Source organism: Amycolatopsis sp. FBCC-B4732, assembly GCF_023008405.1.
GTDB lineage: Bacteria > Actinomycetota > Actinomycetes > Mycobacteriales > Pseudonocardiaceae > Amycolatopsis > Amycolatopsis pretoriensis_A.
In genome coordinates, this window is the sequence record NZ_CP095376.1 from 9,457,353 (window position 1) to 9,472,746 (window position 15,394).

Sequence of the window (15,394 nt, forward strand, 5' to 3'; positions counted from 1 at the left end):
CTGTCGTTCGTTGCGTCGCCCTGCGCTGCTCTGCGGAGACGTTCACCGCGTTGCGCCGGCTTGCTGGACGACCCCTTGTCGCCGGGGCATCGAGCTGGGATACCGGTCCCTCGCCGTTTGACCGCCGCCAGGGGTTCCCTTGCACCCGCCGATCTCCCCGGCGCTCTGCGGACCGGCTAAGGCGGATCCTCCGTGGACGAGCGTATCCGCAGCTCAAGGCCCTTGTGTGGGGGTCCGCCGGTATCCCAGACTCGCTTGGCGGCAAGCAGGTAAGCACATCGGGCCCGGCAGGTCGGCCAGGCTGCTACATCCATGTCCCGGTTGTCCCGCTCTGGCGGTCGACTCACCTTGTCCCTGTGATCGCTATCTCTTCTTTTCTTGTATCGAAAGTAGCGCGAATTCGCCCAATTCTGCTGGAGCTGTTGCCGGCCACCTTGCGCTTGCTGGCCTGCGCAAACGTTGTCGCGGAGGTTTGTTGGTTCCTTTTCTGGTGGCGAAATTTGTCACCCTAACGGGGCGTGAATACCTATTGTGCACGGCCGGTTTATCGAGTTACTTTTGATGTGTCGCCAGGGGAAGCCGGAAATAAAACCCGGGGACTGTCCCGATATGGACACTATCAATGAAATGGGGAACACTATGTCGAACGACCCGGGAACTGATCCCATTGTCATCCGCAACCTTCGCGATATTTACGTAACGGCCTACCGGGTCACCGTCGACGACCGGAAAATCACCGTTCACGGCCCGGACGGTCCCCGGACCCGCACGTGCCGCCGCCGCAACGGCTACGCGCAGACCGCCATGCTGCGGGAAATGGGCTACGACGGTCTTTTCGCGCTGTGCCCCCACGGCACCGACGACTCGTTCTGCTACACGACCACGCTCCCGTTCTGACCGCCGCGACAGCTACCCGCACGACTGAAAGGGACACCCGCGATGACTACGCCCACTCCGCCCGCTGCGGGCCCGGCCACCCCGGCGGGTGCGACAGCGACCAGGCTCCGCAATGGTGAACTTCGTGCGATGGTAGCGAAAGTTCTCGCCGACGACCCCACGACCACCCACACCCCGGGCGGGATCGCGCACACCCTGAACCGCTCATCCGGCGCGGTCGGCAACGCCTGCAAAGTGCTGGCGGACAGGGGAGAAGCCGAACTCGCGAGGACCGCGCCACTGGGCTACCGGGCAACCGCGACGACAGCGGCCGCCGCCGCGTCCGTCATCACCCCCGCCCCGCCGTGTACACCCCGCACGCCACGGCGCAAGCCACTCGCCACGCCATCGACCACCTCCACCCCGTCCGGGTCCGGCAGTGCCGCCAGGCGACCGGCGCGCATGGTCACCGGCCCGGTGAAGCGTCCGAACGGGATGGACTACCACCCCCGGCTGCTGTCCGGGATGCCCGACGTCACCGCGCTGGAACGGCTGCGCGACGCCGGAGTCGCCGCCCTCCTGTACGGACCGCCCGGCACCGGAAAGACCTCGGTGGTGGAGGCGGCGTTCAACGACTGCCTCACCGTCCAAGGTGACGGCGACACCGTGGTCGCCGATCTGGTGGGCGACTACACCAAGACCCCCGGCGGCGACTTCGTGTTCGTCCACGGCCCGCTGGTCCGTGCGATGCGCGAGGGCGTCCCGCTGTTCATCGACGACGCAACGCTGATTCCGCCGACCGTGCTCGCCGTGGTGTACCCCGCGATGGACGGACGCCGCGAGATCGTGGTCAAGGCCAACGCCAGCGAAGTCGTCAAGGCTGCTCCAGGGTTCTACGTCGTTGCCGGACACAACCCCGGCGTGCACGGCGCCATCCTCACCGACGCGCTGTCGTCCCGGTTTTCCGTGCACATCCAGGTCTCCAGCGACTACGCCCTCGCCGAACAGCTCGGGGTCGACAAGAAAGCCGTGCGCGTGGCGCGCAACCTCGCCACCCGGCAGGAAAAGGGCGAAATCGGGTGGGCACCCCAATTGCGCGAGCTGCTGGCCTTCAAGAAGCTCGCCGACGCGTGGGACCTCGACGCCGCCGCCGGGAACCTGGTCGGCATCGCGCCCGAAGAGGACCGCGTCACCGTCGCCGCCGTGGTGCGCGACGTCTTCGGCAAGACCGTCACCCCGCTCGCCCTCGGAGCCCGCGTCACCACCAAACCCTGATCGTTCAACGGAATCCGCGAACCGTCGCGAAAGGACCCGCGTCATGAGCGCCCACTTCACCGCCACCGGTGCCGCCGTGTTTCCGGCCGGTCCGGAGTGGCTGACCCTGTCCGCCGCGTTCGCCGACGAAGTTCCCGTGATCGCCGACCGCGACGACCTCGTGGTCAGCGTCGCCCCCGGCGCTGGTGGCAATGCCCCCGCGTGCTTCTACCCGCACCGCGCACTGATCGAGATCGACGGCGACCACCTCGGCGTGGACCCCGCCACCGTGGACCCCGCCAACCTGTCCGACCGCGACCGCTACGCCCCGGCGTGGGGTGCCCTGACTCACGAGTGCGGACACGCCAAGCACTCCGCGTGGGATCCGCCGGACGACGCCCCGTCCGCCGTGGTCGCCGCCGCGATGCTGCTGGAAGAGCCGCGCATGGAAGCGGCGCACCTCCGCCGCCGCCCGGACGACCGGCACTGGCTGCGCGCGTGCGTCAAGGGCATCGTCGCCACCGACTTGCACCTCTACGCAGACCCCGCCACCGCTCCGAAGATGACCCGCGCAGACGCTGCCCGGTCAGCCGCGCTGCTGCTGGGAAGGGTCGATGCCGGGGTGCTCAGTCCGCCCGAAGTCGACCCCGTCGCCCGGGTGGTCGAGGACGTGCTCGGCGCCGACGTCCTCGGGAAGCTGCGGGCGGTGTGGCGGCAAGCGCTGCGGACCGCCGACGACGCGGGCGAGGAGATGCTCGAGCTCGGGCGGCAGTGGTGCGAGATCCTCGGCACCGACCCCGACAGCGCCGACTCGACCTCGTCGCCGGCCTCGCCCGGCACCTTGGACCCGACGGGCGGTTCGCCTGGACCCGGTGCTCCTACCGTCCCGTCTCCGCTCGCGGAGGCCATTGCTGCGGTGCTGGGCGGTGTGGCGGCGAGGGTCCGCGCTGAGCGGGCACCCGAAGACCCGGCCGCCGTCGCGGCCGCCGTGAAGGAAAGCGAAGCGGCCGCCGAGAAGAAGGCGGGCACAACGGCGCGGCGGGTGTTCAGCACCGGCGGCCCCCGCGGCGGCAAAACCGGGATGACGGGCACCCGCCCGCCTACACCCCAGGAATGCACGGCTGCGCGGGTGCTGGCGCGGGCACTGGACACCGCCGGAACCCGAGAGCGTGTCGTCGTGCGCTCCACTTCGGAGGTGCCGCCGGGACGGTTGCGGATGCGCGGTGTGCGCGCCGCCGAGGCCCAGCGTGCCGCCGGGGCCGTGGTGACCGCCGAGCCGTTCATGCGCACCACTCGCACGCCGGTCACGGTGCCGCCGCTTCGGGTCGGAATCGCGTGCGACGTGTCCGGCTCGATGGGCTGGGCGCGCGATCACGTGGCCTCGGCCGCCTGGATCCTGGCCAACGCCGCCCGCCACACTCGCGTGCCTGCCGACAGCGCGAGCGTCATCTTCGGGCACCACGTGCGCCCGCTGACCCACCCGGGTAAACCGCCCGCCGAGGTCACCGAGTTCGAGTGTGACGACAACTACGAGGACATCCCCCGCGCGCTCGACGCCCTAGACGGCGCCCTCGGCCTGTCCCGCCCCGGCGCGGCCCGGCTGGTGGTCATCGTGTCCGACGGCAACTTCCGCGCCGACCCCCGCCGCGACGGCCAGAAGAAGCTCGACCGGCTGCGTGCGTCCGGCTGCGCGGTGCTGTGGCTGACCACCAGCCCGGCCGACACCCCGCTCGACGGCGCCACGGTCCACGTGCTCAACGACCCCTCCACCGCCGCCCGCGCGATCGGCCACGCGGCCACCGCAGCACTCCGTGCCACCCGCCGCTAGACCCAACCCGAAAAGTCACCAACACCACCCCAGGAGAAACGATGACTGAAACAGCAGCTGCCGAAACCACTGCCATGGTGATGACCACCATCGCCGCTCAACGGATCATCGAACGCGCCGGAGAGCTCACCTTCGACCAGGTGAAGGCCGCCTTCACCGCCGCCGTTTCAATGCTGGACGGCGAAGCCGCCGAAGAAGTCGGCTCCGGCGGCTACTTCGACGGCCCCGCACTGTCCACCCTGAACGCGATGGCTGAAGCGGCCGGGCTCGCCCGCTTCAACCCCGAGGACTTCGCGAGCGAAGAAGACTTCTTCTTCGAGCCGCTATGAAATAGCCCGGCTGACGCCATACGGCCGGGTGGAAGCCCTGCCAGAAGCGGAACGACGGAATCTCATCAGGGAGGAATCCGTGCTCATCGAAGACAGCTGGAAGCCGGGCGTGTGGATCGACGGTGACCCATCTTCCAACGCGTCCAACGGCGACGCCATCGGTACGTACGCTCACCTCGTTCACGACGACCTGCTCGCCGCGCGTGCTACCGGACGTGTCGCCGCACACGTCGAGACCACGATCAGCGCCTCCATCATCAGGCCGCTGTGGGGAGACGAACTTCCCGTCTGGTTGGTGCACATCCGATTCACCGGACTCGCCGATTCCCTGAGCGCTCCCGCCCGCGCCGAGGTTACGACCGAAGCTCTCGCTAGCCTGGACAAGCATGGCTGTGAGCAGGTGCCGCTTGACATGGTCGACCGCTACGCCGGTCGGCTGTTCTTCGTTGACGGAAGCGGAAATCCGCAATATAGCCGCACACACCATCTCCGCGCGACGTGACCACCGGCGCCCGCTGCACCCACCATCAACCCGGTGCTCAAGTCCGGGACGCCGTCGAACGCTCACTCTGACCGACCACAAAGGACCAGTTCAGGGCCGCACTCGTCGCTGGGCTTGAGGGGACTCGATGACGAGGCGGTCGATCAGGTGTACTCCGGCCCTTGTGGGGTTGGCAACGAACTCGGTCCGGTCGCTGGGATGGCGACCGGACCGAGTTCGTCTGGGGCTGTAAGTCAGTTGATGGTAAAGCGTTTCGGTGCCTCGCACGTTTTCGTCGCCAGGCCGTTGGTGACGAGCTTCTCCAAGGCGTTGTTCACCGCACCGCTGGACCGGACCAGTTCCACGCCGATCTTGGCGGGGCCGAACTCCTCGCCGGGATGCGCCTGCAGGAATCCCAGTACCATGTCGTACAGCCCACCCTTCGGCAGTCGGTCCTTTTTCGGCGTGACTCCCGGCGTTGCTGGGTCGCAGGCGGCGACGTCGGGGTCGGGCACGGGTGAAGGGCCGGGTTCCTGTGCGTCAGGTTCAGCGGCCGGAACGTTCACGTGCTGATCTGCCGCGTCTTCGGTCGTCGCCACTTCGGCGGTGTCGTCGTTTTGTTCGTCGCGCAACGTCCACGTGACGGGCACCGACTGGTCCTTGCCTGCCGTCCGGGTCACCAGTCCTTCGGCTGCCAAGCGCGAGAGGACCTTGGTGGCTGCGGAGCGGCCGATTCCGGCCGCGCTGGCCAGTTTTGCCGCAGTCGCGCCTGGGGCTGCTGCCTCTAGGGCTCGGCGCACCTTGGTTTCTGCGGTTTCGGGCTTGGCGTCGTTCGTCGCGGTGTCCAGAGTTGAGGGCATGACGGGCTCCGTTCGGTGAAGAAGGTGGATGGTCATGCCCCGGCCGGGGCGTTCGCCCGCCGGTGCGCATCCGGTGGTCGGGCTACATGTCTATGGACGCTCCATCAACCGGTTCGTGTCAAGCCATCGTCCAAACAAGACATACGTATCGCCCAGAAGTGATTGTCCGACAGCGTCAGCGGGCTGCGGTCGGCCTGGTCGCACCGAGATAGTCGTCGCCGGGGTAGCGGTACGGCTCCACCTTCACAGCTCGCCCGAAATCCGGTGCATCGATCATGTTGCCGCTGCCGATGTACAAACCGACGTGGTGGACACGTCCGGCGATCGCGTAGAAGACGAGGTCGCCGGGTAAGAGTGCTGCGCCGGCCGGCACGTGCGGTCCGGCGGCGTACTGCTCGCGCGAGGTCCGCGGCAACGGGATGCCGGCGGCGCCGTAGGAGGCTCGGGTCAAGCCGCTGCAGTCGAATCCGGCGTCGCCGTCGTCCGGGCCGTTGCCGCCCCAGACGTAGGGCAGCCCGCGTTGCCCGCAGGCGTAGTTGATGGCGGTGAGCGCAGCGGGCGTCGGCGCGGTGATGCTCGCGCAATCTCCGCCGCCAGTGTGCTCGCAGGTCACTCCGGCGACCGCGGCGACGATGACCTCGGCGTCCGCCTGGTGCCGTCCGTAGGCGTTCGGTGTGCCGGACCGCTGGACGGCCTGGGCTGCGTCGTTGAGGCTCATCTGCTGCCACCCGGACACGGCCCGGAGGTGCCGGTAGAACTGCGTTGCCGCGTAGGTCGGGTCCATGACCTGCTCGGGCGTGCCCCAGCCTTGGGAAGGGCGTTGCTGGAAGAGGCCGAGGCTGTCGCGGTCGCCGTGGTCGAGGTTGCGCAGGGTGGATTCCTGGATGGCGACGGCGACCGCGATGACCCACCCGGGCTCGGGAACCTGCAGCTGGCGGCCGACCGAGGTGACGATCGCCGCGTTGGCCAGCTGTTCAGGTCCGTAGCCGGGCACCTCGCCGGCAGTTCTCCCGGCGGGCGTGCAGGTCGTGCTCCCGCTGCCGGTGAGCGACGTGACGACGGCCTGGGGCACGGCGCCGAGCAGCACGGGAAGCATCGCGAGCGCGACGGCGACACCGACCGCGATCTTCGAACCCATGACGCACTCCTCGCGTGATCAGCACCCGGGGCGGCGAGTTCGGCCGGGGGTGGCGTCCGGCGGGGTGGGAGAAGGCGGTGGCAACCGGAAGGCTGCGGGTTGGCCGGAATTCACGTCGTCGAGGTCGGAAGTCGCCGCGGGCGCGAGGGCCGGCCAGGCGCGGGCCAGTTCGCCGAGCGCGTGCCGCGGCGAAGCCTGTTGTGTGAGCCGAGTGCCGAGGGGGCGCCAGACCTCGTCGGCCGGACCGTAGGAAGGTGCGTCCGCGCCGAGGAGGTCGGCGGCTGCGGTGGCGACAGGGACGTCGGCAGTCCGGTCGAGGGCGGCGTGGATTCGTGCTAGCGCGGAACGCGCGCTGGCCTCGCGGCGGCTGGTCGGGAGCCAGAAGAGCACCGGGGTGGCGATGCCGGTGGAGTCCGCGAGGCGGGCGTAGGCGAGCAGCTTACGGGCGAGTTTGGTCAGTGACTCGCTGCCGGTGTCGTACTCAAGGAAGAACTCGAGCTCGCCGGTGGCACTTCGCCAGCGGCCGTAGGCGTCCGGGATGACGAGGTCGCCGAAGTGACGGGCGCATCGGGTCTCCGACCACCAGGCCGTAACCTCCTCACCGTTTCGAACAGGGTCACGGCGGCCGCGTGCGATGAGGGCGGTGAAGAAGTCGCCGACGCCGACGGTGTGGGCGAGGCGCTGGTTGTGGGCGATGGCCATCGCTCGGTCATGCCGGTAGCCGAGGTCCTTGACCTCCAAGCCGTGTTCGGCGGCCAGCACGGCGGCACCGGCGGGCCCGAGGACGTAGTGCATCGGTGCCGAGCCGAGCTGGCGGAACGGCTGGAACCGGCTGACGGCGCGCCAGAGATACAGCTCGCGCAGCCGCTGGCGAGTGGAGCGGTCGGAGGGGAACGCGGCGTCCTGGATCTGAGTGGAGGTCAGGACGCGGTGTTCGTAGAGCAGCGCCAGCAGCCACTTGTCCCGGGCGGTCAGGCGCGCAGCAAGTGCGGCTTGATGCTCGACCGAGCCGGCCGCGCGGGCTGTCGTCCGGCCGGGAAGGTGCTGGCGCAGCTGATGTTGGCGGGTGGTCGTGATGATCACGGCGTACCTCCGGGCGAAGCGTTGCGGCGTGAACGGCGGGGATCGATCTTGCGCCCGTGCGGCACCGATCGTGCGGGTGCCTGTGGAGAAGGAGTGCGACCGGCGGGCGCGGAGCTGGCGCTGCGGATGGCCGCGCGGATCTCCTTGGCGCGGCCGGGAACGGCTGGGCGCATCGGGGTAGTGGTCATCGTGAACGGTTCGGTCTCGGCGCCGTTGACGACGAGCCGGGCGCCAACGTGGTAGACGCCGAGGTGCGCGAGGTCGTGTTCGGACAGCCGCGGTGTGGTGTGGCGGGCGAGTTCGCGGGCGTCCTCAGGGGAGGCGTTGAAGAAGATCTTCGACCGGGCGTTGGTCGAGATGCCTTCCTTGAGCTCGCGGGGAAGCTGCCCGAGGTGCTGGTGGGCGAGCGTCATCGCCAGCCGGAAGCCGCGGGCTTCGGCGAGCATGTCCTCGATCGGGTAGGGCAGGTTCAGGAAGTTGTGGCACTCGTCGATGACCAGCGACGCGTCCGGACGTTCGCGCTGCGGAACTCGGGCGCGGCCAGTGGCGGCCTGCCAGGTCCGGGCGACGACCAGCGACCCGACGAGCCGGGTCGTGTCGTCCCCGAGCGAGCCTTTGGGGATCCGGACCAGGCAGATCCCGCCCTGGTCGAGGACGTGGTTCATGTCGACGGTGGAGCGGCCGCCGGCGATAGCGTCTTTGACGAACGGGCGCAGCAGGAAGGCGCGGAGCTTGTTCATCAGCGGGGAGATGACCTGGCTGCGGCTGGAGTCGGTGAGTTCGTCGTACCACTGCCAGAACCCGGCTAGCACCGGGTCGGTCAGCCCGCCGGTGATCCGCGCGCGGAAGGCCTCGCTAGTAAGCAGTTTGGGCAGATCGGCGAGGGTGGGCACGCCGTCCTGAGCGCGGAGGGTGAGGCAGGCGGCGCGCATGAGGTCGTCGGTCCGCGGGCCCCAGAACGCGGAGTATACGCGGCGGAAGACGGAGACGAGGTTGTCGACCTCCCGGTCGGTTTCCCCGCCTTCGAGCGGGTTGAGGCACGGCGGGCGTTGCCGGGAGTCGGCGTCGAAGAGCACGACCCGGTCCGCGGCTTCCCGCGGTAGGCGGGAGAGGACGTCGGTGACGAGGTCGCCCTTGGGGTCGATGAGCACGATGCCGCGGCCGGCGTCCGCGTCGTCGAGGATCAGGTTCCCGAGCAGCGTCGACTTCCCGGACCCGGTGGCGCCGAGGACGTGCAGGTGGTGGCGGGCGTCCGGCACGCGTAGCCCGATTGGACGGGCATGGCCGGAGTCGGCGACCCCGAGCGGCTTGACCTCGGGCCCGGGCATCGCGACGCCCGGCGGTGGCGCGACGGCCTTGGCGCCAGCGCGCTCGATGCCCGGGATCTCGGCGTCGACCGGCAGGTGGGCGAGCGCGGCCAGCTCCGGCACAGACAGCAGATCCCCGCCGTTAAGGCGCCGAGTATCGAGCGCGCGAGCCGGGTGATGAAGCCGGATGCGGCGGAAGTGGTTGTGCTCGGTGTAGGCGGCGAAGCTTGCGGCGAGGGCGTGTGCGCGTCCGCGGGCGGTGTCGCGGGTCCGCCGGATGTCAGCTTCGGCGGACCCATCGGCGAGGTGGGTGGAGACGGCGTAGCGGACGACAACCTCGTACTGGGAGCCGCGCTGCTTGCTGACGATCGCGCGGTTCTGCGCGGAGTACTCCAGCGACAGCTGCGGATCTCGGCTGATTCGCCGGGCATCGCGGACACGTCCGGAGCGCGTTGCCGTGGTGCCCGGCGTGACGAGGTCGAGCAGCCGGCCACCAGGCCGGCCGGACGCACCGGCGTGCACTCGCCGGGCCGCGCGTCGAGCTCGGCCGACCCGCCGGCCGGTGACCGGCCGGGCGAGGATCTGAACGCCGGCGTACTCGTCGCGGCCGAGCCCGACGGGCGCGCCGAGCAATGCACGGATCGGGTCGGCGTCGAAGGCCGAGCGGATCGGCAGCGCTTCGGGCCGTGCGAGTCGCAGCTGACCGCCGACGGTGACGGCGCGCAGTCCGGTCTTCGGCTCGGGCAGCGGCGGGTCGGCCACGACGGTGCGGGTGTGGGCGCCGGGCCAGGCAGCCTCGATCGCCCGCTCGGCCAAGCCCGGCGGGATCACGCCCGGAACCCACAGCCGCAGGGTGACGCCGTGCTCGGAGAACCGGTATTCCCACGCGAGGTGCGGCTGGCCGGTGAACCACCGCCGCCAGCTCGGCCGCAGCAGGCCGACGAGGTTGGACCAGAGCAGGACCCCGCCGGCGGGATCGACGGTGGGCGGCGCGAGCACGGTGACGCACCGCGCGTCAGCCAGCAGCGCGGTGTGGCAGCGGCCTCGCCACCAGCGTCGGCCGACGTCCAGGCCCGAAATGAGGATGGCGAGTGCCGGAACGGCGATCTGGCCCCAGCTCGTCGCCACGTCGATGATGCCAGCGAGCAGCTGGTGGACCGCGTTCCACGGATCGGTCAGGTAGCCGCCAACCCATCCCTCGTGGCGGGTCACGAGCCGACTTCTGCGTCTACGGGGCCGAGATCGACGACGCCGTCGACTGCAGGGTCGCCGAAGTCTTGGGCGATCTCGGCGAGCTCGGCTGGGTCGGTGGTGACCAGGACGTTCTCCGTCGGCGAGGCGAGCGCTTGGAAGGCGACCCATTCGGTGCCGGAGCCGAGCAGCCCTTGGCCCCGGTCGGCGGTGAGCAGGAACTGGCGCTGGCCCTCGGAGAGGTTGAAGGTCGCCGCGATCTGGTCGATGGCCTGCGGGGACTGGCGCAGCAGCACGGACGTGGCGGCGTTCGCCACGATCGCGCGGCCGAGCTCGCTGCACAGGAAGTCTTCGATGTCCTGGCTGGCAACGGTGAGCCCGGCCCAGTGCTTGCGGAACGTCTTCGCCATCCGGTGCAGGAACTTCGCACCTTCCGGGGACTGCATCAGCAGCCACGCCTCGTCGACGACCACCAGCCGCCGGCGCCGGTCGGCCGGATTGGACACCCGCCGCCAGACCGCGTCGAGGGTCAGCAGGGTGCCGATCGCCTTCAGCTCGTCGGGCAGGTCCCGCAGGGAAAATACGACGAGATGGCCGTCCGGTGTAGTGGTTGTGGGGCCGGAGAACAGGTCGGCGAAGGCGCCGTCGACGAACGGGTGCAGCCGGGCGGCGAGGTCCGCGCCGTCTTCGGCAGCCGCCAGGGTGTCGCGGAGGTCGCGCATCAACGGGGCCGGCCGTGTCCAGGTGCGTGGGTCGGTGGTGATGCCGGCGTTCGCGTAGGTCGCGATCAGCGCGGTGTCTAGGACGGCACGCTCGCCGGCGGTCAGCTCGGTGCCCAGGCAGACGGCGAGCACGGTGTGTAGGAATAGGGCGCGCCGATTCAGCGCGTCCTGCGGAGCCGTTCGGCGTCCGGCAGCAGTGGTGTGGATGGGCAGGTCGAAGGGGTTGAGCCGGACCCCGTCCGCGCCCAGGTGGACGTAGGCGCCGCCGACCTGCTCGGCGAGCCGGGCGTACTCGTCTTCGGGGTCGATGACGAACGCCTGGATGTCCCGGTACAAGCTGCGCAAGGTCTCGAGCTTGACCAGGTAGGACTTGCCCGAGCCGGAGCGGCCGAGGACGACGGAGTTGTGGTTGTCGCAGGCGAAGCGGTCCCAGTGCACCAGGCCTTGGGAGCCGACGTTGTAGCCGTAGAGCACGCCGCTGGGCGAGGTCGACGTCGGATCCGTCGCGGGCAGGTCCGGTGATGTGAAAGGAAACGCGGCGGACGCGGCGGCAGTGTCGAACGTCCTTTTCAGACCGAGGGAGTCCAGCCCGAGCGGCAGGGTGGTGACCCAGCCCTGCAGCGACCGGTAGGTGGCGGGTTTGGCGTCCAGCAGCAGCGACGCGCACAGCGACCGCAGCGCCGACACCTCCTCGGCCAGCGCCTGCTCGTCGGGTGCGTGGATGGTCAGATAGAGGCCGAACTTGAACAGCCGGCCTTCACCGCGCGCGATCCGGCGGGAGAGGTCGGCGGCGTCGTCGGCTGCGGCGTCGAGGTCGGGGTCGTCGAGCTGGTCGTGGCGGGCGTGGTGGCGGCGGGAGGACTCGAGCCGGGCCCGTTGCTTCTTCAGGCCGCTGGCCGCGGTGACGGGGTCGATCGCCTGGACGTGGACGGAGACGTCGAGCCGGGCGGGGTAGGTCAGCAGCGGGGCGAGCCAGCCGGGGTAGACCTCCTGCGGGTAGCCGGTGACGCCGAAGGAGGCGACCCATTCGTTGCCGACCTCGAGATGCCGCGCGCCGACCGAGAGCGAGTCCGGCGTGAACGCTTCCGCCGAGCGGGGTTGCTGGGTGCGGGACATCTCGGTCACCTGCCGTCGAAGTCGTCGTAGAGCTCGGCGGCGGTCACGACGTCGCCGGCACCGGCCAGTGCGGCCGAGGGCGGGAGGAAGGTGTCGGGGTTGCACGCCGCGGCGAGCATGCCGGTCGCGGTCGTGGCGTCCATCGCGGTGACGACGATTCCGGCCGCGGTGAGCAGTTCGACCGCCTCGTTGAGGCGCCGGGCGAGCCGTTGCTCGGCGGCCTGGCGCGCCGCCCCATCGACCGAGGGAGCTTGAGGTCGTCGTCGCATGCACCCCAGGGTCGAGCTGACGTTGTCGACGACGGCGGGACGTGTCGGTTCGCGCAGCACGAGCAGGACCTGGCGGCGCAGCAGGTCGGCGTGCTGGCTGAGCTGGGCGAGGTAGTCCGCGTGATCGAGCGCGGCGGCTTCGAGAGCGGGGTGGGGGAGGCCGCCGGCGCGGTCGCGCAGCTCGGTGATCTGCGGGGCGAGGTCGAGCCGCTCGGCGCGGACCAGGAACTGCACGGGCGCGGTCAGCGAATGCAGGTACCGCGCGAACGAGCTGACGAGCGCTTCCTGCTCGGCGGGCGTGCGCAGCGAGAAGTTGACCGTTGAGCACGCGGCGATCACCGCGAGCCCGTCGTCGCCGAGGTCGACGACGCCGGCGGTCGTCCCGTTGTCGACGCCGCGCGCGGGCAGTTCCAGCGGCGTCGGCGCCACGTCATCGCGCTCGCTAGCGAGCCAGGCCGGAACCGGTCGGACACCTTCCGGCGCCGAGACCTGGTGGCGCGGGGTGCGGCGCTGGCGAAGCGCGGCCAGCAGCAGCCGGTCGAGAGCGACGCCGTCGCGGCGGCCGAGCGCGACCACCGTGACCGCGAGCCCGAGCGGGACCGCGACGAGCAGGAACAGCGGTAGCGGCAGGACGCTGCGGGTGGCGCCGTAGAGGGCGTAGAGCAGGAGCCCGGTGATGCCGAGGATTGCCAGCTGCCGCGAGGTGAGGGGACCGAGCACGCGGTCGGGGCGGTCGACGTCGGCGGGAATGCGCACGGGACGGGACATGACTTCGCTACCTCACTTCGACTTGGGGCGGCGTCGCTGCGGCAGATCCAGCGGCAGCGGCAACTGCGTCTCGACGCGCTTGCGCGCCGGTGCGGGCGTCGGCGGCGGCTCGGGTTTCGGCTGGCGGCGGAGGCCGAGGGGGAGCGGGTACTGCCCGGACGCGAGCGGCCGGTTGCCGCTGAAGGCATCGGGCGCGGGACGGCGGTGAGCACGGGCCACGCGGTTGATCTGGCCTGAGGGCGTGATCAGGCCGGGGCCGGTCTGCGGCGCGCGGGTGGTCCGGCCGGGGTCGCCGAGCTCGTCGGCGAGGCTGCGGCGAGCGGGCCGCGGAGTTTGCGAGGGCAGGTGGACCGGCAGCATGCCGTCGCTCGGCGCGATCAGCGCGTTCGGCAGCTTTGCGGGCGGTCGTGCGTTGCGGTTGATCCGTCCGTCCGGGGTCAGGAGGCCGGGTTGCCGCGGCGGCCGAGCGGGTGGCGTCGGCGCGGCGAGGTCGTCGGCGAGCGTGCGACGCGGAGTGCGGTCGGGATCGCGTCGCACGGTCATTGGCAACCCGAGCTGGTCGGCGGGCAGCGCGTTCGCCAGATCCTTCGGCGGCAGCGCGCGCGGGTTGGCCCGGACCGTCGAGTCACCGGTACGCGTGAACAACGACAGCTGGCCCGGTCCGCGGGTTCCGGCGAACGCACCGTCTCGGGACAGCTCGTCCCAGCCTCGGCGCGCGGTCCGTGCCTGGCTGGTGCTGCGGCGCAGTTTCATCGGCAGCATGAACTGCCCGGACCGCGTCGCCGGTGGATCCGGCGGCACGCTCGGCGTGCCGGTTCGAGCTCGGGCAGTGCCGTGGCCGGCGGCTGCGCCGGCGAGCAGGCCCATCGTCTTGTAGGCGATGACGCCGCGCGCGATCCGCCCGAGCATCGAGGGTCGCCCGGAGCGCAGCGGGGCCAGGAACCAGAACGGGATTTTGATCAGCACGTACATCAGCGCGATGCACAGCAGCAGGTTCATCAGGGCCGAGATGGTCGGGCCGAAGAGCGTGAACCCGCCGGGAGCGAAGAAAACCTTCACGGTGACTACGAGCGTGAGTGACTGTCCGATCTGGATGGCCAGCACGCCGCCGCATCCTTTCCACCAGAGGTAGGCGATGCCTTCGGTGTGGGGGAGCGCGTGGAACATCAGCGCGATCGGCGCGGCGGCGATCAGCAGGATCGTCACCATGACCCGGACGACGAAGACGACGAGCAGGACCAGCAGCATCGCGACCAGGCCGAGTCCGAGGATGCCGAGGAAGATCCCGCCGCCGTGCAGCGAGCCCTGCACCATCGTGATCAAGCTGCGGGTCATCTGGGCGGGATCGGTGCCTTCGCCGAGCACGGCGGCCGAGAGCGCGTTGGCGACCTGGATGCCCTTGGTCACCAGGAAGAGCGAGAGCGTGCCGGCGAGGAACCCGATCGTGAGCCGGGGTGCGAGTTCCTTGACGGTGTAGCGGGCCTGCAGGGTCTGGTAGCTCATGATGATCAGCCCGGCCAGCAGCACGAGGATCACGTAGGCGGTGAGCAGGATGTGCCACGAGCCGGTCCACACCGCGCCGAGGCCGGGCAGCTGATCCGGCTCCGGCGTCGTCAGCAGCGTCTTACCGAGCAGGTCCAGCAGCGGGTTCAGCCCGGCAGCGACGACCGCGGCGAACATCGCGCTCGCGGCGACGACCATGCAGCCGGTGAGGTCGGTCAGCCCGCATTCCGCGGCGTCGCCGCCGGAGCCGTCTGGCACCTGGGCTGGTGGCGGGGTGCTCGGCACGAGCGTGGAGGGCTGCGGGATGCAGTTCGGTCCCCGACACGGCGTGCTGGTGGCGGGCGCGCAGCCGAGATCCAACGAGCCGGGGAAGCACGACGGCGGAGCGGGCAGCGCGGTGATCGGCGGCAGAGGCGTCGCCGGAATCGGCGGCGCCGCACTCGCGCTCGGAAGGTGGCATGCCGGTTCCGCAGAACCTGGCTCGCACCCCGGGTTGGAGGGCAGCGGCAACGGCGGCTGAGCCGGAGCAGGCTGGACAGCACTTGCCAGTCGCGGGCCGGTGGCAGCTGCGCTGGACGCGACGCCGCCGAGCACCGCCGCAAGCAACACCACCAGACCGGCGAGCCACATCGAGCGACGTCGCCGCGACGGCCGGACTGAACTCCCGGA

Annotated in this window: 12 protein-coding genes; 5 read left to right on the top strand and 7 right to left on the bottom strand. The window is 70.4% G+C overall.

Translation table 11 applies throughout. The annotated features are described in order from the left end of the window. Window positions 1-627 precede the first annotated feature (627 nt). The 5 genes from MUY14_RS43150 to MUY14_RS43170 all read left to right on the top strand — a co-directional run bounded on the left by MUY14_RS43150 (window position 628) and on the right by MUY14_RS43170 (window position 4,789). Entirely contained in the window at window positions 628-897 is a 270-nt protein-coding gene (locus tag MUY14_RS43150; protein WP_247018470.1) for a hypothetical protein, read from the top strand. A 456-nt stretch (window positions 898-1,353) separates the two neighbouring features. Continuing rightward, window positions 1,354-2,151: an AAA family ATPase gene (locus MUY14_RS43155; protein WP_315863244.1), complete on the top strand. Its 798-nt coding sequence runs from the start codon at window positions 1,354-1,356 to the stop codon at window positions 2,149-2,151. Between the two features lie 43 nt (window positions 2,152-2,194). After that, window positions 2,195-3,958 carry a vWA domain-containing protein gene (locus tag MUY14_RS43160; RefSeq protein ID WP_247018474.1) on the top strand — a complete coding sequence of 588 codons (1,764 nt, stop codon included), beginning with the start codon at window positions 2,195-2,197 and terminating at the stop codon, window positions 3,956-3,958. A gap of 41 nt (window positions 3,959-3,999) precedes the next feature. After that, complete coding sequence (locus MUY14_RS43165) at window positions 4,000-4,287, top strand: hypothetical protein (protein WP_247018476.1); 288 nt, start codon at window positions 4,000-4,002, stop codon at window positions 4,285-4,287. A 79-nt stretch (window positions 4,288-4,366) separates the two neighbouring features. Then, entirely contained in the window at window positions 4,367-4,789 is a 423-nt protein-coding gene (locus MUY14_RS43170; RefSeq protein WP_247018478.1) for a hypothetical protein, read from the top strand. 233 nt (window positions 4,790-5,022) lie between these two features. Here MUY14_RS43170 and MUY14_RS43175 read toward each other — a convergent pair whose 3' ends face one another. From MUY14_RS43175 to MUY14_RS43205, 7 genes are all read right to left on the bottom strand, one after another. Continuing rightward, window positions 5,023-5,628 (bottom strand): hypothetical protein, encoded by a 606-nt coding sequence (locus MUY14_RS43175; protein WP_247018480.1) that lies wholly within the window; start codon window positions 5,626-5,628, stop codon window positions 5,023-5,025. 175 nt (window positions 5,629-5,803) lie between these two features. Then, window positions 5,804-6,766 carry a C40 family peptidase gene (locus MUY14_RS43180; RefSeq protein ID WP_247018482.1) on the bottom strand — a complete coding sequence of 321 codons (963 nt, stop codon included), beginning with the start codon at window positions 6,764-6,766 and terminating at the stop codon, window positions 5,804-5,806. Between the two features lie 18 nt (window positions 6,767-6,784). Beyond that, complete coding sequence (locus MUY14_RS43185; protein ID WP_247018484.1) at window positions 6,785-7,849, bottom strand: replication-relaxation family protein; 1,065 nt, start codon at window positions 7,847-7,849, stop codon at window positions 6,785-6,787. Then, the gene (locus MUY14_RS43190) at window positions 7,846-10,368 is read right to left on the bottom strand and encodes a type IV secretory system conjugative DNA transfer family protein (protein WP_247018486.1); all 2,523 of its coding nucleotides are present in this window, start codon (window positions 10,366-10,368) and stop codon (window positions 7,846-7,848) included. Before MUY14_RS43190 ends, MUY14_RS43185 begins: the two co-directional genes overlap by 4 nt. Next, window positions 10,365-12,185 carry a VirB4 family type IV secretion system protein gene (locus tag MUY14_RS43195; protein WP_247018488.1) on the bottom strand — a complete coding sequence of 607 codons (1,821 nt, stop codon included), beginning with the start codon at window positions 12,183-12,185 and terminating at the stop codon, window positions 10,365-10,367. The genes MUY14_RS43190 and MUY14_RS43195 overlap by 4 nt, the downstream gene beginning before the upstream one ends. 5 nt (window positions 12,186-12,190) lie before the next feature. Further along, window positions 12,191-13,222 (bottom strand): PrgI family protein, encoded by a 1,032-nt coding sequence (locus MUY14_RS43200; RefSeq protein ID WP_247018490.1) that lies wholly within the window; start codon window positions 13,220-13,222, stop codon window positions 12,191-12,193. Between the two features lie 12 nt (window positions 13,223-13,234). Beyond that, window positions 13,235-14,983, bottom strand: coding sequence for a hypothetical protein (locus MUY14_RS43205; protein ID WP_247018492.1), 1,749 nt, complete (start codon window positions 14,981-14,983; stop codon window positions 13,235-13,237). Window positions 14,984-15,394: the final 411 nt, after the last annotated feature.